The organism is Trichocoleus sp. ST-U1, assembly GCF_039961835.1.
In the GTDB taxonomy this organism is placed as follows: Bacteria; Cyanobacteriota; Cyanobacteriia; order Cyanobacteriales; family FACHB-T130; genus FACHB-T130.
In genome coordinates, this window is the sequence record NZ_JAMPJZ010000015.1 from 1 (window position 1) to 22,231 (window position 22,231).

20 protein-coding genes are annotated in these 22,231 nt (G+C 47.8%); 10 read left to right on the forward strand and 10 right to left on the reverse strand.

Features of this window, described 5'->3' with window-relative positions:
* Positions 1-131: 131 nt before the first annotated feature.
* The 5 genes from NDA06_RS08185 to NDA06_RS08205 form a co-directional block, all read right to left on the reverse strand.
* Positions 132-1,103 carry an NAD-dependent epimerase/dehydratase family protein gene (locus NDA06_RS08185; protein WP_190985441.1) on the reverse strand — a complete coding sequence of 324 codons (972 nt, stop codon included), beginning with the start codon at positions 1,101-1,103 and terminating at the stop codon, positions 132-134.
* The gene (locus tag NDA06_RS08190) at positions 1,100-2,251 is read right to left on the reverse strand and encodes a hypothetical protein (protein ID WP_190985442.1); all 1,152 of its coding nucleotides are present in this window, start codon (positions 2,249-2,251) and stop codon (positions 1,100-1,102) included. The genes NDA06_RS08185 and NDA06_RS08190 overlap by 4 nt, the downstream gene beginning before the upstream one ends.
* 82 nt (positions 2,252-2,333) lie before the next feature.
* Positions 2,334-3,911 (reverse strand): B12-binding domain-containing radical SAM protein, encoded by a 1,578-nt coding sequence (locus NDA06_RS08195; RefSeq protein WP_190985443.1) that lies wholly within the window; start codon positions 3,909-3,911, stop codon positions 2,334-2,336.
* Positions 3,912-3,980: 69 nt separating this feature from the next.
* A complete protein-coding gene (locus NDA06_RS08200; protein WP_190985444.1) occupies positions 3,981-5,261 on the reverse strand; it encodes an aminotransferase class I/II-fold pyridoxal phosphate-dependent enzyme in 1,281 nt (426 codons plus the stop codon).
* 255 nt (positions 5,262-5,516) lie between these two features.
* Positions 5,517-6,617, reverse strand: a complete 1,101-nt coding sequence (locus NDA06_RS08205) for an aromatic ring-hydroxylating dioxygenase subunit alpha (protein WP_190985474.1) — start codon at positions 6,615-6,617, stop codon at positions 5,517-5,519.
* Positions 6,618-6,805: 188 nt separating this feature from the next.
* On the opposite strand from NDA06_RS08205, the gene NDA06_RS08210 reads away from it, so the two are divergent.
* Entirely contained in the window at positions 6,806-7,987 is a 1,182-nt protein-coding gene (locus NDA06_RS08210) for an MFS transporter (protein WP_190414658.1), read from the forward strand.
* Here NDA06_RS08210 and NDA06_RS08215 read toward each other — a convergent pair.
* Positions 7,962-9,647, reverse strand: coding sequence for a GH3 auxin-responsive promoter family protein (locus NDA06_RS08215; protein WP_190985445.1), 1,686 nt, complete (start codon positions 9,645-9,647; stop codon positions 7,962-7,964). The two genes, NDA06_RS08210 and NDA06_RS08215, sit on opposite strands and share 26 nt — an antisense overlap.
* Positions 9,648-10,003: 356 nt before the next feature.
* Between NDA06_RS08215 and NDA06_RS08220 the strand changes: the two genes are divergently transcribed.
* The 4 genes from NDA06_RS08220 (at position 10,004) to NDA06_RS08235 (ending at position 13,578) form a co-directional block, all read left to right on the forward strand.
* Positions 10,004-10,978: a cupin-like domain-containing protein gene (locus tag NDA06_RS08220; RefSeq protein ID WP_190985446.1), complete on the forward strand. Its 975-nt coding sequence runs from the start codon at positions 10,004-10,006 to the stop codon at positions 10,976-10,978.
* A gap of 78 nt (positions 10,979-11,056) precedes the next feature.
* Positions 11,057-11,560: a sterol desaturase family protein gene (locus NDA06_RS08225; protein ID WP_190985447.1), complete on the forward strand. Its 504-nt coding sequence runs from the start codon at positions 11,057-11,059 to the stop codon at positions 11,558-11,560.
* A gap of 159 nt (positions 11,561-11,719) precedes the next feature.
* Positions 11,720-12,043 carry an Mpo1-like protein gene (locus tag NDA06_RS08230; protein WP_190536549.1) on the forward strand — a complete coding sequence of 108 codons (324 nt, stop codon included), beginning with the start codon at positions 11,720-11,722 and terminating at the stop codon, positions 12,041-12,043.
* A gap of 128 nt (positions 12,044-12,171) precedes the next feature.
* Positions 12,172-13,578, forward strand: a complete 1,407-nt coding sequence (locus tag NDA06_RS08235) for an amidohydrolase family protein (protein WP_190683304.1) — start codon at positions 12,172-12,174, stop codon at positions 13,576-13,578.
* A 101-nt stretch (positions 13,579-13,679) separates the two neighbouring features.
* Here NDA06_RS08235 and NDA06_RS08240 read toward each other — a convergent pair whose 3' ends face one another.
* Positions 13,680-14,186: a pentapeptide repeat-containing protein gene (locus tag NDA06_RS08240; RefSeq protein WP_190414652.1), complete on the reverse strand. Its 507-nt coding sequence runs from the start codon at positions 14,184-14,186 to the stop codon at positions 13,680-13,682.
* A 14-nt stretch (positions 14,187-14,200) separates the two neighbouring features.
* Between NDA06_RS08240 and NDA06_RS08245 the strand changes: the two genes are divergently transcribed.
* Positions 14,201-14,791: a YraN family protein gene (locus tag NDA06_RS08245; RefSeq protein WP_190985448.1), complete on the forward strand. Its 591-nt coding sequence runs from the start codon at positions 14,201-14,203 to the stop codon at positions 14,789-14,791.
* Here the strand turns inward: NDA06_RS08245 and NDA06_RS08250 are convergent, their stop codons facing one another.
* On the reverse strand, positions 14,792-15,181 hold the full coding sequence (locus NDA06_RS08250) for a hypothetical protein (RefSeq protein ID WP_190414650.1): 390 nt from the start codon (positions 15,179-15,181) through the stop codon (positions 14,792-14,794).
* Positions 15,182-15,338: 157 nt separating this feature from the next.
* Between NDA06_RS08250 and queA the strand changes: the two genes are divergently transcribed.
* Positions 15,339-16,574 (forward strand): tRNA preQ1(34) S-adenosylmethionine ribosyltransferase-isomerase QueA, encoded by a 1,236-nt coding sequence (gene queA, locus NDA06_RS08255; RefSeq protein ID WP_190985449.1) that lies wholly within the window; start codon positions 15,339-15,341, stop codon positions 16,572-16,574.
* Between the two features lie 125 nt (positions 16,575-16,699).
* Positions 16,700-17,959 carry a tetratricopeptide repeat protein gene (locus NDA06_RS08260; RefSeq protein WP_190676940.1) on the forward strand — a complete coding sequence of 420 codons (1,260 nt, stop codon included), beginning with the start codon at positions 16,700-16,702 and terminating at the stop codon, positions 17,957-17,959.
* Between the two features lie 60 nt (positions 17,960-18,019).
* Here NDA06_RS08260 and NDA06_RS08265 read toward each other — a convergent pair whose 3' ends face one another.
* Both NDA06_RS08265 and NDA06_RS08270 read right to left on the reverse strand, forming a co-directional pair.
* Positions 18,020-18,718, reverse strand: a complete 699-nt coding sequence (locus tag NDA06_RS08265; protein ID WP_190429556.1) for an NAD-binding protein — start codon at positions 18,716-18,718, stop codon at positions 18,020-18,022.
* A gap of 179 nt (positions 18,719-18,897) precedes the next feature.
* Positions 18,898-20,232 carry a TrkH family potassium uptake protein gene (locus NDA06_RS08270; RefSeq protein WP_190429557.1) on the reverse strand — a complete coding sequence of 445 codons (1,335 nt, stop codon included), beginning with the start codon at positions 20,230-20,232 and terminating at the stop codon, positions 18,898-18,900.
* A 92-nt stretch (positions 20,233-20,324) separates the two neighbouring features.
* On the opposite strand from NDA06_RS08270, the gene NDA06_RS08275 reads away from it, so the two are divergent.
* Together NDA06_RS08275 and NDA06_RS08280 are read left to right on the forward strand one after the other, a co-directional pair.
* Positions 20,325-21,194: a methyltransferase domain-containing protein gene (locus NDA06_RS08275; protein WP_190985450.1), complete on the forward strand. Its 870-nt coding sequence runs from the start codon at positions 20,325-20,327 to the stop codon at positions 21,192-21,194.
* A 54-nt stretch (positions 21,195-21,248) separates the two neighbouring features.
* Positions 21,249-22,220: a homogentisate phytyltransferase gene (locus NDA06_RS08280; protein ID WP_190985451.1), complete on the forward strand. Its 972-nt coding sequence runs from the start codon at positions 21,249-21,251 to the stop codon at positions 22,218-22,220.
* Positions 22,221-22,231 lie beyond the last annotated feature (11 nt).

Genomic DNA, 22,231 nt, shown 5'->3' on the forward strand with positions numbered 1-22,231 from the left:
ATTGAGTCCTCTGCTTCGCTTAAGATAATCCGAATGGGAGCAGGCATAGATTAATGGAAAACTTCGTTTAGGGGCTTTATGCCATCTTATATTTAATTAGTCCCAGCTACTTAGTGTAAATCGGGCAACATTCACGATGCTGCTTGCATGGTTTGGACAATCTCACTCAAGGTTTGTGATACTGAGCGGGGATGCCAACCGAGTTCCTGACAAGCTTTGGTGGCATCTACCCGGACGCAGCGGTCGTAAATGTAGTGAACGCGCTCCCGACTGAGGGGTGGCTGCCATTTGAAAAGGCGTCCGACTGGATCGAGTAAATTTCCCAAAAATCTCACGACCGGCTTAGGAGCTTCGGCGGGGACAGGAATATTGGTTTCCTGACTGAAAATCTCGAACATTTCGCGGGTAGTCAGCTCACCAGCAGAAATAATGTAGTGTTCTCCAGGTTTGCTTTTTGCTGCTGCTAGAATCATCGCCGCAGCTAAGTCGTCCACATGGACAATGCCGGTAATGCGATCGCCTCCTGCCCACACCTTTAGCCGTCCTTTGAGAAATTGTTGCATCACAGGACCAAAATGGGGATCGTCAGCCCCAAAAATCCCGGACGGCAGAAGACTAACAACCGGAAGCCCTTGCGCCGCAAATCGATCCACCCATTCTTGCGCTTGGTATTTGGTGCGATCGTAGGCAGAGGAAAAGTTAGTCTGTGTCCGCTTAAAAGTTTCATTTACAAGTTTGCCCCCCGTATCGCCAAACACGCCAATCGTGCTGCAATAGACGACTTTGGAGACACCAGCCGCTTGAGCAGTTTCTAACACGCAGCGGGTTCCTTCCACATTTACCCGCTCCATTTCTGCCTCATCGACGATGCCCAGTTCTACATAAGCCGCCGTGTGAAAAACTGTATCTACCCCAGTCATTGCCCTTCGTAGGGCATCCCGCTCGGTGATATCTCCGTAAACCAACTGCACGTTGCAATTAGAAAGACGCGCTAGATTGCTTGACTTTCGGACTAGCCCCACTACCAAGTCGCCCTGCTGCTCTAAAGCCCGCACTAAGTGAGAACCTGTAAATCCGCTGGCTCCAGTAACTAGCGCCTTCATAATGCTTTTTCGTAAATGCGGTAAGTTTTATAAATCTTGCCCCCCGCTGCTTCAATTAGCTTGCGGGAGGGAAAATTATCTTCATAGACCCAGGAGAGTTCCGCTTGCTTATAGGGTTTGCCTTTTTGAATTCCCCCTTGCATTCCCAAATAAATCAAGGCGAGAGGCACCATTTTTCGGCGATACTCCGGCAGCGAACAAATAGCAATTACTCGTCCTCGATCAATTTGACGACGATACCAAAGAAACTTAAGAATTCCCAGCCAATTTAACTTTCCATTGACGTGTTTTAGAGGAATATTATAGTCGGGTAATCCCATCCAAAACCCAATCATTTCCCCGTTATATTCGGCAACTGGAAAGACATCCGGATCTACTAAAGTCTGTAGTTCTTTCGCTTCTTCTAAGAATTCTTCCTGGCTGCGCGGGGTAGAACTCCAGTTATTGGCGAAAGCGCGGTTAAAAAGATGATAAAGGCTGATGCAATCTTGCTCAAATTCTTTTCCCTTCGTTTTTAACGGACGAAAGGTAACACCTGATTTACAAGCAATCCGGTAAGCTTTCTCAAATTTTGCTGATAAGGATTTATCTAAAGAAAAATTATAGGCGTAAGCATCCTTAGCTTTATGCCAGCCATCTTTCTCTATAAATTCTGGATAGTAGGACGGATTATAGGGCATCATCACCATTGGTGGCGAGTCAAATCCGTCTACTAAAAATAAACAACTATTGTGAGTCGAGAGATCGATGGGACCCCGAACAACTGTCATGCCTTGCTCGCGTAACCAGTTGCAAGCAGTCTCAAATAAGGATTGCGCGATCGCAAAATCTTGGACACACTCAAAAAAACCGAATAAACCAACATTTTGTCCTTCTCGTTCAATCAACCGATGATTGACTGCGGCAACAATGCGTCCTACTGCCTGAGAACTGTTTGCTCCCTCAGAGATAGCAATAAACTGTTGTAATTTCCCGTACTGAAGGAACGGATTACTAGGAGTGAACTGCTTGGCAATACTGCTGCGAATTGGCGCTACCCAGTGAGAGTCGTTCGCATAAACTCGCTCCGAAACATCCAAAAACATTTTAGTTTCTTCCGGAGTTGTTACTGCTCTAATTTGAATCTTTGTTGTTTGATTCTCCACCATTTTTATAGTTCTAAAAGTGTCTAATGGAACAACTTTTATTTAGCTTTCCAACTTCATTGGTAAAGTCAATCCATTGAATGACTTAGCTTGCCAGAACCTTTTCTTGAGGAGTTTCTGTTCCCTTGTTCGCTAGATATTCGGTAAGTTGAGCTTCGATTTCGTCGCGGACAATTTGACGATACTCGATAAAATGCTCAATATGGGCGCAATTAATCAAATAAGACTCAAATACACCCGGATTGTGTTGAATGATGGAGAACATCTGACGCCAGAACTGGAAACGGGTATTGCGTTTCAGTCCTTGTCGCCAACAAATAATAAATAATGCCTTGATATCACTGAATCCCGGCATTCGGAACTTCTTCTTGTGAGGAGTCGGCTTCATCTGTATAAAGTGCCGATAGACTCGTGCTAGATAGCGAGATGGTTCATACAGTTCCCAGAAGCAACTGACGTATTCACGAGCCAATTCTTCTAAAGGACGGCTGGGGATAAAATTGGTCAGTGTTGTCTGATGGATATTCGCCTCTTCACTCCCCTCCAGCAAACGACCCTCTTTTTGAAGTCGATGCCACAGTGCCGTATTCGGCAAAGCCTGAAGCATACTGAACAGTGCTTGAGGAATTGCCGTCGCTTCCACAAAATCAATGATCCGACGACCTGCCCCAGGCTTTTCACCATCAAAGCCAATGATGAAACCAGCCATCACGCGCAAACCCACTCGATTGATTTTCTGAACCGATTCCATCAGCGAATTGCGCGTATTTTGGAATTTCTGAGTCATAGCCAGACTCTCTGTGTCCGGTGTTTCAATGCCCAAAAACACTGCACTGAAGTTAGCAGCGACCATCAAATCGAGCAATTCCTCATCCTGTGCTAAGTCCACCGAGGCTTCCGTCGAAAGGCGGAAGGGGTAGCCGCGAGCTGCCATCCAGGGACCGAGTTCGCGCAGCAAGAGCTTGACGTTGCGCTTGTTGCCGATGAAGTTGTCATCAACCACAAAAATAGAGCGCCGCCAGCCTAAATCATACAGAGCTTGTAACTCAGCGAGCAGTTGTGCAGGTGTTTTCGTGCGTGGCTTGCGCCCATAGAGGACAATGATGTCGCAGAACTCGCACTGAAAGGGGCAACCCCGCGAAAACTGCACCGACATATCGTTGTAGGCAGTTAGATCCAGCAGGTCGAATCTGGGAATGGGTGTGTTCGTGACATCCGGCTTTTCGCCATTAGAACGGAAGATTCCCTGTGTTTCACCCCGCTCTAGAGCCTCGACTAGGAGTGGTAGGGTAATCTCGCCTTCGTCTAAAACCAGAAAGTCTACTCCGGCTTCCTGTGCCGCATTTGGAACTGAGGTAACGTAGGGACCACCGACCGCTACCAATTTGCCGCGCTGCTTCGCTTCGCGGATCAGGTGTAGCATATCGGGTTTCTGGACAATCATCCCGGAGATGATGACGAGGTCTGCCCAAGCCCAGTCTGCTTCAGTCTCACATCGAACATTGCGGTCTATTAAGCGGAACTCCCAAGTTTGGGGCAGAATCGCTGCGACTGTAATCATTCCCAGCGGAGGAAGCGATACCTTCCGTCCGATTAGTTCTAGCGCTTTGTCAAAAGACCAGAACGATTTGGGAAATTGTGGATAGAGGAGCAGTACACGCATCACGCACTCCAAAAAAGGGGTTAAGCAAACGGCTAGTCATACGGTAATCTCAGCTTAAGCCTGGTATTGCTATGCACTAATCGTTGGTTTATACAACAAGTCCCGAACGGCTACCATTCCTGCCACCAAACGATCCATTTCCTCGTGAGTGTGGAGAGCGTTGACGGTAATGCGGAGGCGGGGTTTGGCAATAAACCAAATCGGAGAGACCCAAAGACCGCGCTCTTGCAAAAGTTGTCTGCCAAAGACCTTGGGATTAATCTCCGACGGTAAAATGACTGGGACAACGTTTGTCTCGCCAATTGCGGCAAAATCATTTTCAGCTAAGCGCGATCGCAAGTATCGGGTATTTTCCTGTAGCTTTTGGACTCGTTCTGGCTGTTGGCGAACGATACGGATGCTTTCTAAGGCAGCAGCCGTGGTTGGGGGCGGTAAAGAAATGGTTCCAATTGAGGTAGGAGAAACATTCAACAGCGGTTTTAGCTCCGCAACGTGGCTGCTAATGGCGGCTCCGGCTGAGGCGGCAAACTTAGAGAAAGTCGTCATAATCAGCGGCACGACGCCCCGCTCAATCGCATAACTGGGCAAAATGTCAAAATGCTCGTAGATCCCTCTTCCCGTGGCTCCAATGGCACCGCTGGCATGAGCTTCATCCATTACCAGCACGCTGCCCTCGTATTTTTGCAGGACACCGATCATGTCGAGCAGCGGCGCGATATCCCCATCCATTGAGAATACGGCATCGGATACAACCAGAATGCGATCGCCAGGTCGGGCATATCGATGGAGTTTCCGCGCTAAATCCTCCACATTACAATGGCGGTAAGCTTTTACACGGGTGCGGGGGCTATTGCCAAACACTTTTCCGGAACGAGTCCCGGCATTGACCACGGCTGAGACAATGCAGCCATGATTGAGGACATCGGTGAGAATTAAAGTTTCGCGAGTGTTCTGAAATCCCGGCACGGGAATTGCCAAGTGGCAGAAGGCATCCATTAAGGCTTGCATCGCCATCCAAGCATTCAGAAATAGCTGGGTATGGGGCAGATGCTTAAAGGCTGAAATCTCGTCCTCTAGCTGTCGATGCAGATCGATTCGACCGCTCAAGACGGAGCAGGAGCTGTTTGACGTTCCGTATTTCAGGATGGCATCAATGGCACCTTGCTTAACGGCTTCTTCGTGAACTAACCCTAAAACATCATTGGTGCAGAAGCTAAGAACGGTTTGACGCTCACCTGTCGCCGCGTCTTCAATCTCGACTGTATTCCCCTGCTTCTGATGACAGATATATTCATCGGGGTCAAGTCCGCTCTCGTACCAATGCTGGACATATTCTTTAACAATTTGCACAAGTTGACTCCTCTCAGCTTTTACCAGATCGGCGATCGCCTCTGGCTCAACAGTAATATTTGCCAGACTCAGTTTCTGCTATCCAGGTCTGACGAAACGCCCGAAGGAAGAAGACCTCATAGTGTTTATGAATATATTGCTCCAGCTCACTTGACCGCAGGACTGAGAAAGGGCTAGAGGATACGCCGCTGCTAAGATTGCCTTCATCCGAGTGAATTTTCTTGGGTTAGTTCAGATGGCTCTCTTGCAATCGCCTCACGAGAGAGAAATAGACTTTTCTGAATTCCCCTGATGATTTTGCGATTGACTAGATTTTTGCACAAATTTCTCATGTTGCCGGACAATTAGCCGCTGGATAGCAATAATCGCTGGATTTATTTCTACATAACGTCGCTGGGGATTGGCTAAATAGGTTCGCTGCTCGCTTTCGATCATCTCGATGTCTTGAGCGAGAAATTTCAACAACACAAAGCGCGGGAGCAGGATTTGCAACAAAGGCTTGAGCGGGTTGAGTACCCATTTTGGCAAGCGGACTTTGAAAAAGAAAAAGGCAAAAGAGCGGCTCTCAGTTAAGGTGACGGGCAATCGCATCAAGTATAGGGCGGAAACTCCCTGGAGAACGGTATAAAAGTGAGGGTATCGATACTGAATCGAGATCGGTAAGGTGGTGACTTGGTCAGCGCGATCGCTCAATCCGAGAAACTGAGCCATGCGACCTTTGTAGGAAACATTGTATTCGGCGCAGACTGCGGCGTCCGTCTCTCGCAGACTTGTTAGCACCGGATCGAACCAACCCTGCAATTTTTGGTGTAGGAAACCATGAAAAACATCCATCGTGTTCTCATTGCATATGGAAAAATGTGCCTGGAAGTGGGCACTCACTGGCACCATTAACCAATCTGGCTCGTCAAATTCAGGGATATCCGGCGGCTGACAGGTGGTGGCGAGAGCGCGATCGCCAGGGAAGATCCAGATAAGATTATATTTTTCTTGCACTGGATAACTGCGGGCTTGGGCGCGGGGAAGTTTTTGGGTGTCGGGAAGATAGGGAATGCTGACACAATGACCTTCACCGTCAAATTCCCAGCCATGATAAGCACACGCCAAGTTACACCCTTGGACGGTGCCCTTGTGCAGTGCGATGCCTTTGTGAGGGCAAGCATCCTCTAAGGCATGGAGATTCCCTTGAGTATCGCGAAAAATTGCGATCGCTTGCTGCCAAATGACGACAGGCATGATATCACCGGGCTTCAGTTGGTCTGCCCACCCCACCGGATACCAGTGATTCCCATTGATGCCCACCTCTCGAACAGCATTCTGAACGGTCTGGCTGGTTAGCGTTGTAGCCAGTTCCATGAATTGTGCCTCTGTTGCCTGTTTCTGTGACAATATTTAGCTTCCTAGTCGCCGATAAGTCAATATCAATTTGTTTTGTCTTTTATGATTTTTCAAATGATGAATCACCCATCACCCAGAACAGCCCAAAATAAGTTGATTTCCACCTATCTAGGTTATGATGACCAAAAATTGCAGGTTTCTGGCTTATGTTGGGCGATCGCAGACTGTTAGTGCTGCTGGCAGCAGGCTCCCTGACTACCATGACGGGGGGAGTCATTGCGCCAATTTTGCCAGAAATGGTACAACAACTTCACCTCGATCCTGCATTTGCCGGTAATTTGGTGAGCCTTCATTGCCTGACGATTGCCCTATTCAGCCCACTGCTAGGGATTTTGGCAGATCGAGTTGGTCGGTTACGGGTGCTAATTCCTTCCCTAATTCTCTACGCAGTGTTAGGCACGGCAGGAGCTTTCATGCAAACGCTGACGCCGCTGTTAGTGATGCGGGGGTTGCTGGGTATCGCGAGTGGGGGGATTGCCGCGGCGAGTCTGGGCTTGCTGGGGAATCTGTATGAAGGCGAAGCGCGATCGCAAGCTTTAGGTTACGCAACCAGTACCCTAACTCTGACTGGTATTGCTTTTCCCCTTTTAGGGGGCTGGGTTGGTGCCACTCACTGGCAATATGCTTTTTATCTGTATGGGCTAGGGTTGCCGCTAGCGTTTTTGGTTGCTTTAATTTTGAAAGAAAAGCCACCGAAGCTTCGGGTTAAAGAACGCGCCACCGATTCCAACCAAAAGCTGGGTAAAATCATCGGACAGCCCCACGCCTTGCAGTTGTTACTGACCCTTTGCTTAGCCTCAGTGGCAATGTATGCCGTCGTTATTTACGCACCCCTTTACCTCAAGGCAACGATAGGGGCAGGAGCATCTCTCAATGGGATTGTCCTGGCATCGCGGGCAGTTGGGGCAGCGGCTGTCTCCGCTTTTGCTGCGAAGGGACTCGCCAAGCGACTCGGTTTAAATCGAGCCACCGCAACCGGATTTGCCCTGATGGCATTAACCTTGGCAACCATCCCACTGCTGTCCCAACTCCTCTGGATTTTGATAACAGCGGTACTCTTCGGGGTGGGATTTGGGATTGTGCTACCCAACCTCTATAGCGCTTTAGCCGATCTCGCCCCCTCACAACTCCGGTCTAGCGTGCTGGCAATCGGAACGGGTGCCGGTTTCCTCGGACAGTTCCTCTCCCCGATTCTCCTAGGGCCAGCGATCAATTATGGCGGCTTGCCAGGGGTCTTTTATGGGGCAGCGAGTGTCTCGATGGTGGCAGGATTGCTGCTTTTCTTTGGTAGCAAAGACAAATTTAATCGCGATCCTCTGGAAGTCTAACCTCTTGCTCCACTTTCAGTCCAGCTAGAAAATTGCGATCTTCGCTAATATGGGGAAATTTTAGTTGAGAATCCGGAATTCCCCTTTCTACTTGACGTTGGCGAACTTTGGCAAAGCTGCCAGGAGCCAGAATTCGCAGTCGGGGAGGAGGCACCTGATCCTTGCGTTTGGATTGATAGTAAACGTTAGTTTCCTTGAGTTTACGGTCAAAGCTGGCTAAAAAAGCAAGGCTATCGCTCAAAATATGACCGCTAACGAGTTCAATATTCACGAGATAATGGGCGGGGAACTCATTTTCGGACAAAGTGATACAAAAATCCTCTAATGGCAAGCTAAATTCTTGTTGCAGGCTTTGCATCACTTGAGTGGCATGAAATTCGGTCGTCTTCTCCGTCGTGGAAGACAAAATCCCGCCTCGACGGTGACGAAATACAATCAGAGGAGCCTGCTCGTAAAAGCCCAGAACTTCTACAACATCACCAATATCGTAACGGTAGAAGCCGCTATAGTTGGTCATCAGAATCCGGTACAGTTCTCCCGCTTTCACTTCCGTGGCAAGTAAGGTTTTGGGATGCTCTTCCTCCCACTGGTCTTGCGGAATAAATTCAAAAAAGCCTGCTTCAATGGCTAAGATGCTGCCATCGTTGTTGAGGTCGTGGTAAATACTAAAGGTGCCTTCAGCGGAGGCGAAGACGGCACCAAAGCTAGGGATGTCGTCAAAGTAGGAGGGAAATCGCTCAAAGTAAAAATCTGAGGTTCCTCCCCGCGCGGTGGCGGTAAAAGATAGCTCAGGCCATGCTAGTTTTGGGGTAAGCCGTCCCTCGGATTTTAAGATTTCCCGCAATTGAGCAGCGCGACCTGGATTTGCTGACCATTGCCGTTCCAATTTGGCTCGAAGTTCCGGTTCGAGTATTAACCAACTGGCAATGGTTCCGGTTTCGATGTCTCGGATCAAATCTTCCGCGTAGCGCTCTAAATAGTTGCAGATTCGCAGGATGAGCATGGGAAAATTGGCTCCCATTCCTCGCATTGAGCGATCGCGCAGGGCAAATAAAAAGCAAAGATAATGGCGGGTGATACTATCCGCTGCTTGTAAGGTTTCGTAGGGATGGGCAAAGAGTTGTTCGTAGAGAAATTTCCCCATGCGGAGGACGCCTGTACCTCCTGGCCCATACTCAATCCCGCCACTGGTACGTCCCGTGATTTGGGCGGTGTTAGTGACTAACAGTTTGCCAAATTTTCGATTTTGGGAACGCAGCGCCTCACCTAAAAAGCCGATGCAAGTCAGATTCGCCCATCCCAACGAGTTCTGAAATCGCTGAGTCACCGGGATTAATTTCTGATTTCCCGTCGAGCCACTGGTCGTATTGAGATAAACGACCGGATCTGGCGTTAAAATATTTTTTTCACCTTGGGCAATGCGTTCAGTATAGGGTTCGTAGCTGCTGTAAGGCAGAATCGGAATCTGTTGTTGAAATTGCTCGATTGTTTTGATATCTCTCAGCCCATATTTCCGACCTAATTCGGTATCTTTATGAGCCTGCAATAGCTCCTTTAATAACTGCTCCTGTACCGCAGAAGTCCGGCGAGTTTTTTTCACAAAATTCGCCCTGGCACGTTCAGCAATCGTTGTCAAAACTGGTAGCAATAGATTTGCCATTAGTGCATTAGATCCATTAGCAAGAATAACTAGATGTCGATTAAAGCAGATTTTTTCTTTTTCTCCAAACTAAATGCTAAACTTCGCTAGTAGTTATTATTCATAATGTCTTTATTAATGACTAATGAGCGATGAAAACGAAGCTTTTTGGGGGCAGTTATAGCAGTTCTATAGGAGTTGTAAATTTTATGAACCGCGTTGGCGAAGCCTGCGCGTTGGCGTTAGCCTCGCGTTAGCGATAGCGATTAGACGCCAAGAGCGCTAAGGAAGAGAGAAAAGAGATATCTAAGCTTTCATAAATGAATTATGATTATATATCCAACTATTATTGACTCAAAATAGGTGAGGAGATAGGTATGGAAACCAAATCGGAAAATGTCATAGAATTAGACTTGGAAAAGCGGGTCAAGCCAATCGAACGAGTGGATATTTCATCGATAACGCCAGAAATATTTTTTGAAAAATATCAAAAAACCGGAACTCCTGTTATCATTACGGGCTTATTGGAAAGTGAAGGTGACTGGAATTTAGACTATTTATGTGAAAAGTTTGGCAGCCAAGAGTTAATCTTCCGAAATCCAGGGCGGGAAAGGGAAAAGCAGGAAAAGCGCAAATGGAAAAGCATCGGCAGTGGCGTAAATCTGCAAAGTATGCCATTCACAGAATATGCAGAGATGTTGCGTAACTATAAGGCTCATGAAAATGACATTAACCTAGGAAAATGTCCCCTCAAAAATACCCCGCTTGCTGATACCCAGTCTTTAAAAATCATTGGCTCTCGGTTAGGTTTAACGGAACCTGCGAGCGAACTGAACATTTATGTAGCTCCGGGAGGTCATCGCTCAGGCTTACATTATGACTCAGTGGACGGCACGTTGATGCAACTGCATGGTGCAAAAAAAATAGTGTTTTTTCCACCCTCAGAGACATACAATCTCTATCCATTTCCGGTGTATATTCATTTGCGCCACGGATTGAAATTGCGTTCTTGGTTTAGTCAGGTGGATCTGGAAAACCCTGACTTTAAAACAATGCCAAAATTCAAGCAGGCACTCCAGCATAAATGCGAAGTAATCCTTGAGCAAGGTGAAACACTTTATATTCCTGCCGGTTGGTGGCATGAAGTCATCGGATTGGGCGATGAAATGGTGTGTGCAGTCAATCGTTTCTGGAGGATATATCCTACATCACGAGCCGTGTTCTCTTGGAGTCGATGGCGTGCAGCTTGTGGAATTATATTTGCCTTACCCTATACTTTTTTGAATTTCGCGATCGCTCTCGGCAGCAGCAATAGAAAACAAAAAATTAGTAAGATTTCCCATAGGATATAACCGTCCTAGCTAATCAAATCGAATAAAAAAGGCTTCAGGTGTGTTGATATACAGAAAAAGTGTGAGGAATGGGAGTTTATGACCTTATTAGCAAAACTTTCTGTAGGAATGGCTTTTTTTTGTGTGGCGTTTGTCTTGGCAAGTCTAGTGGAATATTGGCTACATCGCTTGATGCACGTCTCGCCTCGGATTGGCGAACGTCATCGAGATCATCACCGTCGTAACGAAGGACAGGGGGTGTTGTGGGAGTTTCGAGACTATGTCAAGGGCAGTTTGCTGGTAATGTGCCTGATGTTTTTCTACTCGTGGGAGGCTGGAATCGGTTGGTTCCTCGGTGGCTTATTCTATGCCGCATTTTCAGCCTATGCCCATCAGCTACAGCACGAAAACCCCACCAAGTGCTTCTGGATGAAGATGCCAGTTCACTACGTGCATCACAAGTATGGAATGTGGCATCACAATTTTGGTTTGGCGGTAGATTGGTGGGATCGGGTTTTCGGCACTTACAAGCCAGTAGAATGGCTGGGCGAAGAGGAACTGAGTCAACAGCCACGGGGTTATTTGCAACTCCGGTGGCGGTAGGAATGTCCTCGCTGCCATCCCAAGGGTAAAATGTCCAAACTGGGTTAAAGCAACCTAAAAAAATTCTAATTTCTCTCCCTTTCGCAAGAGACTTAGTGATATCGTTCCTACAACGCTTTGAGTTTGACAAATTCGGGTTTCAACCGCAGGAGAATTACTTTGAGCTACTTCCAGGAGGCTAAAGCCCACTTTGTTGCGAGTCATCAGCATCCCATCAACCAGTTTCTGCACCACTTGACTAATGTGCTAGCGATCGCCGCTGTGGGTTTTCTGTTTTATGATTGGCGGTTAACGCTTGTGTGTTTAGTCCTCACCCAAGTATTCGCTTTGGGCGGTCATGCTGTCTTCGAGAAGAATCACCCGGCTTTTGTCAAGTACCCCGGCATTACCATCCTGGTTTCCCTCATGTGGTCTTTTGAGAACTGGTTTGGACTGCGCCAAGTTTGGACATACTTGCATCGCAAGCAGAAAGCGTTGAATTAAATTTCAGCCGCAAGGCGAGTATTCAATTAAAAACATTGTGTCTTCATCGGGGCAGGCTTCTATCCGACGCCCTGAAAACCTGGAATTTATTTGCAGGTAACGATTGAGCAATTAATTAAGGAGTTTTCATGTATCAAGGTCTACTGGTAATTGATGCAGATGCCCATAAAATAGAAAATCCTTTAGTAATGCGGGATTATCTAGAGCCAGAGTATCGCGATCGCATCGGTTTAGCGATTGATAGTCTGGGCGACCAACGGGCGAGAATCGTAGACTTTAATCCGGCAACGGGTAAAAACGACTTTATGCGGATGTTCCCGCAGCCTCAGGGACTGGGGAAAGGTGGCTTTCGCAACCTGCATCCCGATACAACTTTGGGGGCCATGTTCAATCGCGTGCGGATTGAACACATGGATCGAGAAGGCATTGACATCCAGGTAATTTACGGCACGCTCAACTTAGTCTTTTCGAGCTTATTGGATAAGGACTTTGCGATCGCGCTGTGCCGTGCCTACAACAACTACATTGCCGACGACTGCCGAGGTTACGATAACCGGCTCAAACCGATTGGTGTATTGCCGCTACAGGATGTAGATGCTGCAGTTGCGGAAATGCACCGTTGCGTCAACGAACTGGGCATGATTAGCGTCGCCGTTGCCCCAAACCTACCGATTCCCCATCCGAAAGCGCCCCAAGCTTTCCCCGATATCCGTACCTGTAAAGCGATTAGCCATCCTGACTTCCGCCCGATCCTGCAAGCAGCCGCCGATTTGGATATTGGTCTGGGCATTCACGGAGGGCCGGGATCTTACATGGTGGGGGGGATTTCCGATCATGTGGAAACCTTTGTCCTAACGCACATTTTTGTGCAGCGAAACCAGCAACAATTGGCTTTAGCCAGAATGGTTTTTGATGGGGCGTTTGAGCAATTTCCCTCCCTGCGGGTTGGCTTTTTAGAAGGCGGTTGTGGTTGGGTGCCGGATCTTGCCCATGCTTTCCACGAGCATTGGGAAAAACGCATCCGTGACTTTGACCCCAAGCATCCCTATCGTCCTTCCCTGATGGAATTCACCAAGCTGATGATTCAGGAAAGAGGCACTCACAACAATATCAATCTGATTAGTCAGGCAAAAAATCTCTTCGATCTCCTGTGGAATGCTCAGCATGACCCGTCTCAGATTGAGGATGCAAGTCTTTATGAGCATTACGATCTCCGCCATCGAGATCCGTTGGAATACTTTGAGCGGGGTCAAATCTTTACTTCCTTTGAATCAGACGATCCAGGCCCTGCTTATCTTCACATTGCGATGGGAGAAATTGGCAAACATCTGGCTTGCTTCTCTGGAGATTATGGGCACTGGGATGGGGTACTCCATGACTGTGTCAAGGATGCTGCAACTGTTGCCGATTATGACCGGGAGCATTTAGAACTATTGCTTAGCGGCAATGCACTGGCTCTGTATGGCGATCGCCTGCGCCAATCTGCGCCGAATCAAATCGCTGATGCAGCCAGCCTGAACAGTACGGTTAATTAGCCCTTTTTGAGCGCAGACAATTCCGTTACGAACACGGGGCAATGCCCCGTGTCCCTAGGAGGATTTGTATTGAACCCCAAGTGACAACCGATTGAAAAGGATTAGGGACAAAACAAAGTTTCGCGGGTTTCGCGCCCAGTAGTGGGATTGGTACCGGACGCTATTTTACACAACTGTTGTTGCACATCCCGACGAAGCAGCACATCTGTAAAATCAGCTCCATCAATAATCGCACCTTCAAACTTAGTGTTAAAGGCAAACGCCCCTTCCAAAACCGCGTTCTTTAAGTTCGCTTTGGTCAAGCGGGCTGTGTCCAGAGTTGCGTTTCTGAGATCGGCTCCTTCTAAATTGACGCTTTCCAGATTAGCCCCAAAAAAACTGACACCCCGCAAATTCGTATGACTCAGGTTACTACTGCGGAGATTGGCTTTAGTAAAGCTGGAGTCGGTCAGCTCTTTGCCGGAGAAATCTACACCAATCAAAAATTCTTTGTTGTAGTCGTTCGCCCAAGCGGGAGATGCGATCGCGCCAAAAGAGGCAATGGCGATCGCCACAAGCAATAAACCGAGTAAAATTGTCGAAATCCGATTATCTAGCCTACACTTCATGCTGGTTCCATTTGATGGAAAACCGTCGTCTATCTCATTATCCCGATATCGGTGTTTTAGGAGAAGACCTAGTTGCTCAATGGTTGATTTCCCAAGCCTGGGAAATTCTTGAGCGCCGGTGGCGTTGCCGCTGGGGAGAAATTGATATAATTGCGCGACAACGCCCAGATGAAGGTAAGGGAGGGGGAGACACAAAGACAGGAAGACAGCGGGAGGAAGAGTTTCCCACTACCCATTACCCATCACCCGTTCCCCATTGCCCCATTACCCTGTCCTCTTGCTTAATCTTTGTCGAGGTCAAAACTCGCAGCCGGGGAAATTGGGATGCGGATGGAATGCTAGCGATTACACCGCAAAAGCAAGCTAAACTCTGGCGCACAGCAGAGATTTTCTTGGCAGAGCGCCCAGATTTAGTAAATCTTCCTTGCCGGTTTGATGTCGCTTTGGTCAGATGTCAGCGTCCTAAGACCAATACTGTTCTGCTACCAGAACCTGAAAAGCTCCCTTTGATTTCTTTACCAGAACCTAGAATTTTAGCTGTGGGAGAATATCAGTTGAGTCTACAAGACTATATTCAGTCCGCTTTCGATGAGCCGTTAAGTTAATTAAGCTAGAGTTTCCGGGCAATATCCCAGCCCTTTTGTGAACTGCTGGCGAAATGCTTCAATATCGCTCCGATCGGGACTACCATGAGAAACCACAGCGACTTGGTAGCGACGCATCACATCGATGGGGGACTGTCCAGTTTCCAGACTCCAAAGCGCCATCTGGAGGCGAATAGCCGGTTCGTAGGGAATACCCAGTTCGTTCATGAACGCCCGGAAGTCACCATCTTGCTGCGCGTTTAGATGGTTACTCATTTTGACCTTGATCACCCAGCCATCAATCTGATGAATCACCGTCATTAAACGAACGGGCAACTGGGGCATTGTGTGTAAATACTCAACCACCCGTAGTGTCAGGCTGGCATTGGCCAGAAAGTAGACGTATTCCATGAGAAGTTCTTAGTGTCTAGGTCGTGCTGGTTCTATAACTCTCATTCTCCATGAGTAAGATAGTCTGCGATAGGGGAGAAGCCCCCGTTCTTATCTGGGGGTATTTACCCAATCTGCAAAGTTAAATTGATCGATTCCTTATCAGTAAACTAACGGCATGACAGAATTTAACGAAGACAGTCACATCAGCGATCCCCGGTTGGGAGAGTCAAAAGCCGTTAGTGGGGCAAGAAGATTAAAGATAGATAGCCCCGAATCCTTACGGTTTCAAGCTGAAGCACCCAGCGGGGATGATATAGATATCGATCGGTTAATCGCCAGTTATGACTATGAACTCCCGGCAGAACTGATTGCCCAGAATCCATCTGTGCCAAGGGATAGTGCGCGTTTGCTGGTGGTATCCCCAGATCATCCCAGCCACGCCATTTTTCGGGATTTACCCGACTTCCTCCAGTCCGGAGATTTACTGGTATTAAATAATACTCGTGTCATCCCTGCCCGCCTCCGGGGTCGTAAATCTACGGGTGCCCCCGTGGAGGTGTTGCTGCTGGAGGAACAGCAGAACAACTGCTGGCTAGCTTTGGTGAAACCAGGGCGACGTCTGCAACCGGGGGCACAGATATTCTTTGAACCACAGAAACTAGGGGCTGAGGAAAAATTGAACCCAGCCTCAAGCCCGAATCAATTGAGTGCGACGATTTTGTCTAGGGATGAGGCGACGGGGGGGCGGGTGTTGCAGTTTGATGTTCCAGCCGGGAGTCGGTTTGAAGATTTGTTGGAGGAATACGGTCAAGTGCCGCTACCTCCTTACATTACCGATTCCCAATCCCAGGCGGAACAGTACCAAACTGTGTATGCCCAGGCTCAAGGAGCGATCGCTGCTCCCACGGCTGGGCTACACTTTACCCCAGAGTTACTCCAGCGCTTGCAAGAACGAGGCATTCAGCAGGCTTCGGTGACGCTGCACGTCGGGGTCGGGACGTTTCGCCCAGTGGAAGTAGAGGATATTACCACCCACAAAATGCATGGGGAGTGGGTAGAAGTCCCCCAGTCTACGGTGGAACAAATTCGGGAAACCAAGGCGAGGGGGGGTCGGATTATTGCCGTGGGGACAACGGTGGTGCGATCGCTTGAGTCAGCTGCTGCGAGTGGGGAATTACACCCCTTCAGGGGCAAGACGGAGTTATTTATATATCCTGGCTACCAGTGGCGGGTAGTGGACGGGTTAATTACCAATTTCCACTTACCCCGTTCGAGTTTGCTGATGTTGGTGGGTGCTTTAATCGGGCGTCAGCGGTTGCTGGAATTGTACCAAGTGGCGACAAAGCATCGGTATCGCTTCTATTCTTTTGGGGACGCGATGCTAATCTTGCCGGAAGCCACAATCAGATGACGATGGGACAAGTTAAGGTAATGAGGAATGTCAATCATCGCTGGTCAGTGGTAAATTGCAACTGACAACTAATTACCTTCCCAATTACCTTTTTCCTAAATAGCGAGTGGTGCGGGGTTCTAGATATGCTTAAAAACCACAAACGAATTTATCTCCTTGCGGCTGCTTTGATCGGTCTTGGTTTGACGACTGCCAGCACTGCCTTTGCCGGTGAATCGCGGGCTGGGCGACAAAAGACAACTTCTTTTGAGTCGCCCGTACTCACTAAGCAGATGGTCGAAGGTCTATACACTCAAGATTTTGAGGCAGCGACTTACTTCCAACAAGGAGTGACGCGGTATAATCGCGGAGACTATCGAGGGGCAGAGCTAGCTCTTCGCAAAGCGCTTGAATTCGATTCCAGCATTGCGATGGCTTATTATCTGTTGGGGAATTCTCTAGCCGAGCAAGGACAGCTTGATAAGGCAACGAATGAGTACCTGCAAGCGCTTCGTCTCGACCCCAATTTGGGAGAAGCTTACTACAATTTGGGAGTTGCTTTATATAAGCAAGGGCAACCCGATGCTGCACTGACTGCGTATGAACGAGCGCTAAGTTTAAATCCCAAGTTGGCAGATGCTTACTATAATGTGGGCTTGGCGATGGAGGCAAAAGGTCAAACACAAGAAGCGATCGCTGCCTATCAGCAGGCGATTCAGAATGACCCGAAATATGCAGTCGCTTACTATAATCTGGGACTGCTGTTAGTCAACCAAAATCAAAATGAAGCCGCGATGGCTCAGTTTCAAAAAGCAGTTGAACTTGACCCAACGCTTGCCGATGCTCAATATCAACTGGGGTTACTTTACGCGCAGCAAAATCAGCCGACACAAGCAATTAACGCCCTGAATGCAGCGGCTTCTAAGAATCCGAACTTGGCAGAGGCTCAGTACCAGATGGGTTTAATTTTTGTCCAGCAAGGTAACTCCAAAGCGGCAGCCAATCGATTCAAGCAGGCGGTGCGTCTCAATCCCAATGATGGCGACGCTTATCAACAATTGGGAGCAATGCTGTTAAAGGAGAACCAGGTCAAAGATGCAGCTGCGGCATTGAGGGAAGCCAAGCGCCTCAACCCAAATGATGCCGTGACTCTTTATAATCTGGGCGTGGCTCTGCAACGGCAAGGTCTGCTGGCGGAAGCGATCGCGAATTACCAAGAAGCGATTGTCCTCAATTCCACTCTGGCAGATGCATTTTTTAACTTGGGAGTAACGCTGCAACAAACTGGACGACGCGAAGAGGCAATCCCCTTTCTTTTTCAAGCTAAAACGCTATTCAATCAGCAGGGGAATGCGGACAAAATTGACCAGATTAACCAGTTCCTACAGCAGCTAGGCGCTTCTTGAATTAAAAATTAAAAATTAAAAATTAAAAAGATAGTTTTTTAATTTTTAATTTTTAATTTCTTAAATCGGTAGGCGATTAATATCCTTGTTGCAGCCAATCACTACCATTGCTGACCCTTTATAAAGCCGCCGGTTGGGATTGGGGTTAATTTCAAATTTGCCCTCGTGGCTGACTGCTAGCAGATTCAAACCATAGCGGCTGCGAAGTTGCAATTCTGAGATAGTTTTGCCGTGAAATTCGTCAGGAATAATAATTTCTACAATACTGTTATCCACGTCCAGATCGAACCGATCTAAAATAGCTGGTTTAGTCAGCGATCGCGCTAAAGTACAGCCCATTTCATGCTCTGGAAATACCACATGATCTGCTCCCACTTTTTTCAGGAGTTTCATATGAATTTCTGACGAGGACTTCGCCACTACATGAGCCACCCCACCTTCCTTTAGATTCAGGGTCGTCACCACGCTAGCTTCCAGATAATTGCCAATCGCCACAATCACCGTATCAAAATCAAAAATTCCTCCCTCTTTAAGCGCAGCGGGTTCTGTCGAATCCAACTGCAAGGCATGGGAAGCAATTTGATCGGTCAAAACTTGGGCTACTTTCTTTTCGTCGGCATCAATGCCCAGCACTTCGTAGCCTAGATGGTGTAGAGTCGAGCAGACGCCACGACCAAAACGACCTAACCCAATGACTGCAAATTGATGCTTGTTAGTAGTGCTGAGACTGCGAAAAAAGTTTAAAGATGATAAGTTCACAAATAAACTCCGGACTGACTCATTGAGTTAGGGATCATTCGTCGAAAACAGTTGCAGGTTTAAACCAACCTTCTAACTTTCAACCTTTTAATCTACAAGCTGCAATTGGGTCACGAACAACTGACAAAAAGCTTGAGGTTACTCAGGTTCTAGCTTATGGAGCATCGAGGGTGCGATCGCTATCCTACCAACAAATTCTCCTCCGGATAGCGGATAATGCTGGGGCTGGGATTTCCGAGAATCGCTGACATCAGGAGCAACACTCCCACGCGACCGATGTACATGGTGGCAATCAATACCAGTTTGGCGAACGTTGAAACACTCGCTGTAATACCAGTAGAAAGTCCAACCGTGGCGAATGCTGAAACAACCTCAAATAAGATTTGGATAAACGCCACCTGTGGATCGCTTAACGCAATTAAAGTCGTGGAACCAATGACCACCAGAAGCGAACCAACCGCAACCCCAGTCGCTTTCACAATTAGCGCCATCGGGATTTGGCGTTGATAAGCAATTACTTCTTCCTTACCTTGTAATGCTGAGAGAGTAGAACTGAGTAAAACCCTTGTCGTCGTGGTTTTAATTCCGCCGCCGGTACTGCCAGGATTCGTCCCAATAAACATGAATGCAATGGTAATAAAAAGAGACGCTTCGGTCAATTTCCCGATATCAATGGTATTAAAACCAGCTGTTCGGGGTGTTACCGATTGAAACCAAGCCGCCATGAGCTTCTGGGGAAAATCAAGTGCGCCAAAGGTTTGGGGATTGTTGAACTCTGTAAACAAAAAGAGAATTGTTCCCAGAATGAGTAGAAACACAGTGGTAGTGGTAGCAATCTTAAAATTGAGAGAAAAGACAACACAAGCTTGACTCTTGGATAAGCGATCGCGCGTCCATAAATACAGCTCCATAATCACTTCATAGCCAATCCCACCCAAAATAATCAAGGCGGTGACAATCAGGTTGAGCAAAGGCGATCGCACGTATTGCATCAAATTATCTGAAAACAAGCCAAAACCTGCATTGTTAAAGGAATTTACACTATGAAAAACTGATAGCCAAAGACCGCGATCAAACCCATAATCGGGTACAAACACCAGCATCAGTAAAAAGATGCCAGTTATTTCAATAATCAACGTAGTGGCAATAATTGAGCGCACCAATTCCACCACACCGGATAATCCTGGCTTGTCGAGGGATTGTTGAATCGCTATCTTCTCTCGCAGTCCAAACTTGCGTCCTAGCAACAGCAACAGGCACGTCGTTGCCGTCATGTAGCCCAATCCGCCCACCTGAACCAGCAAGACAATGAACAATTGTCCCCAAAACGAATAAAATTTCCCCACATCGACCACGGATAAACCAGTCACGCAGACGGCAGACGTGGAAGTAAATAGCGCGATTACCGGATTGCTCCAACTGCCGTCACTGATTGAAAATGGCAGTATTAGTAAAATCGTTCCCAACGTGATGACAGCAAGAAATCCCAGGCAAATGGTTCTGGCAACAGTCATGGTCTAGCGGTCTATCAGGAAAAGTATTTTTAGAGCTTACTGCTTTCCGAGTTCTGGTAGGCTAATTTTCAGCAACACCGCCTGAAAATTTCATGACTTCAACTCTTTATCAGCAAATTCAGCAGTTCTACGACGCTTCCTCCGGTCTGTGGGAACAGATTTGGGGCGAACATATGCACCACGGATACTATGGCGCTGATGGTACTCTGAAAAAAGACCGGCGGCAAGCGCAAATTGACTTAATTGAAGAATTGCTTAAGTGGGGTGAGGTGCAGGTCGGGGAAGGCTTGACCGCCCCCGCAAATATCCTCGATGTCGGCTGCGGGATTGGCGGCAGTTCTCTTTACTTGGCGCAAAAATTTAACGCAGCAGCAACGGGAATCACCCTGAGTCCCGTCCAGGCTGCTAGAGCCAAAGAACGGGCAGCCGTTGCTGGATTAAGCGATCGCACATCGTTCCAGGTGGCAGACGCCCTGAATATGCCCTTCGCTGACGATTCCTTTGACTTTGTATGGTCGCTCGAAAGTGGCGAACATATGCCCAATAAGCAGAAGTTCTTGCAGGAGTGCTACCGGGTGCTAAAGCCGGGGGGAACTTTTCTCATGGCAACCTGGTGTCATCGTCCGGTTGGGGGCGCAGATGCACAGTTGACAGATGATGAGCGGAAACATCTGGCGGAAATTTACCGCGTCTATGCTTTGCCTTACGTGATTTCGCTGCCAGAATATGAAATGCTAGCTCGCAAAGTTTCCTTCGAGAATATTCGCACGGCAGATTGGTCAAAAGCTGTCGCCCCATTTTGGGATATCGTGATTGATTCGACGCTCGATCCCAGAGCCGTTCTGGGTTTGCTTTTCTCCGGCTGGACAACGATTCAAGCTGCGCTTTCACTGGGATTAATGAGCCGGGGCTATGAGCAAGGATTGATTCGATTCGGATTGCTCTGTGCGACTAAGAAATAACGTTTGGGAACAAAAATTGCTTAAAATCAAGCCTGAGTATTCATTCAGGCACGCATGAGCCAGATTTCTCCTGAAAAGTCTTCCCTTCCCAAAACCAGTCCTTCTGAGTCCCACCCGGTGCGGCGTACTGGTTCCTGGCTCTACGCCTTATGGAAGTTCTCCCGCCCTCATACGATTATTGGCACCAGCCTGAGCGTGACGGCGTTGTACGCGATCGCACTTGCAACAGCTTCTGGGGGCGTCACCAGCGTCGAACAGTTTTTGGGGGCATGGATTGCCTGTCTGGGCGGAAATGTCTACATTGTCGGGCTAAATCAGCTCGAAGATGTGGAAATCGACAAAATTAACAAACCCCATTTGCCCATCGCTGCTGGTGAATTTTCCAGGGCGCAAGCTCAAATTATTGTCGCCATTAGTGGAAGTGTGGCGCTGCTGTTGGCGCTTTTTCTAGGACGATATTTACTGTTCACGGTGGGGGTTAGTTTAGCCATTGGCACAGCCTATTCTCTGCCGCCGATTCGGTTAAAACGATTTCCCTTTTGGGCAGCGCTGTGCATTTTCACTGTGCGCGGAGTCATTGTCAATTTAGGGCTGTTTTTACACTTCAATTGGGTATTGCAAAAAAGTCAAGAAATTCCGGCATCAGTCTGGGCGCTGACGATGTTTGTGTTGGTGTTTACGTTTGCGATCGCTATCTTTAAAGATATCCCCGACATGGAAGGAGATAAGCAGTACAACATCAACACGTTTACGATTCAACTCGGTAAGCCAGCCGTCTTTAATCTCTCTCTTTGGGTGATTACGGTCTGCTACCTGGGCATGATTGTGGCTGGGATATTATCCCTAAGTGCCGTTAATTCAACATTTTTGATAATTACTCATGTATTCGCACTCTTGTTGCTGTGGTGGCGAAGTAGAAGTGTAGATTTGCAGGATAAAAGCGCGATCGCCTCTTTTTACCAATTCATTTGGAAACTCTTTTTCTTGGAATATCTAATTTTTCCTGCTGCCTGTCTTTTAGGGTAAAAAAGGTAAAA

Coding starts and splice junctions, on each gene's coding strand:
- NDA06_RS08185 (WP_190985441.1), bottom strand. CDS start 1,103: ATGAAGGCGCTAGTTACTGGAGCCAGCGGATTTACAGGTTCTCACTTA.
- NDA06_RS08190 (WP_190985442.1), bottom strand. CDS start 2,251: ATGGTGGAGAATCAAACAACAAAGATTCAAATTAGAGCAGTAACAACT.
- NDA06_RS08195 (WP_190985443.1), bottom strand. CDS start 3,911: ATGCGTGTACTGCTCCTCTATCCACAATTTCCCAAATCGTTCTGGTCT.
- NDA06_RS08205 (WP_190985474.1), bottom strand. CDS start 6,617: ATGGAACTGGCTACAACGCTAACCAGCCAGACCGTTCAGAATGCTGTT.
- NDA06_RS08210 (WP_190414658.1), top strand. CDS start 6,806: ATGTTGGGCGATCGCAGACTGTTAGTGCTGCTGGCAGCAGGCTCCCTG.
- NDA06_RS08215 (WP_190985445.1), bottom strand. CDS start 9,647: ATGGCAAATCTATTGCTACCAGTTTTGACAACGATTGCTGAACGTGCC.
- NDA06_RS08220 (WP_190985446.1), top strand. CDS start 10,004: ATGGAAACCAAATCGGAAAATGTCATAGAATTAGACTTGGAAAAGCGG.
- NDA06_RS08225 (WP_190985447.1), top strand. CDS start 11,057: ATGACCTTATTAGCAAAACTTTCTGTAGGAATGGCTTTTTTTTGTGTG.
- NDA06_RS08235 (WP_190683304.1), top strand. CDS start 12,172: ATGTATCAAGGTCTACTGGTAATTGATGCAGATGCCCATAAAATAGAA.
- NDA06_RS08240 (WP_190414652.1), bottom strand. CDS start 14,186: ATGAAGTGTAGGCTAGATAATCGGATTTCGACAATTTTACTCGGTTTA.
- NDA06_RS08245 (WP_190985448.1), top strand. CDS start 14,201: ATGGAAAACCGTCGTCTATCTCATTATCCCGATATCGGTGTTTTAGGA.
- NDA06_RS08250 (WP_190414650.1), bottom strand. CDS start 15,181: ATGGAATACGTCTACTTTCTGGCCAATGCCAGCCTGACACTACGGGTG.
- queA (WP_190985449.1), top strand. CDS start 15,339: ATGACAGAATTTAACGAAGACAGTCACATCAGCGATCCCCGGTTGGGA.
- NDA06_RS08260 (WP_190676940.1), top strand. CDS start 16,700: ATGCTTAAAAACCACAAACGAATTTATCTCCTTGCGGCTGCTTTGATC.
- NDA06_RS08270 (WP_190429557.1), bottom strand. CDS start 20,232: ATGACTGTTGCCAGAACCATTTGCCTGGGATTTCTTGCTGTCATCACG.
- NDA06_RS08275 (WP_190985450.1), top strand. CDS start 20,325: ATGACTTCAACTCTTTATCAGCAAATTCAGCAGTTCTACGACGCTTCC.
- NDA06_RS08280 (WP_190985451.1), top strand. CDS start 21,249: ATGAGCCAGATTTCTCCTGAAAAGTCTTCCCTTCCCAAAACCAGTCCT.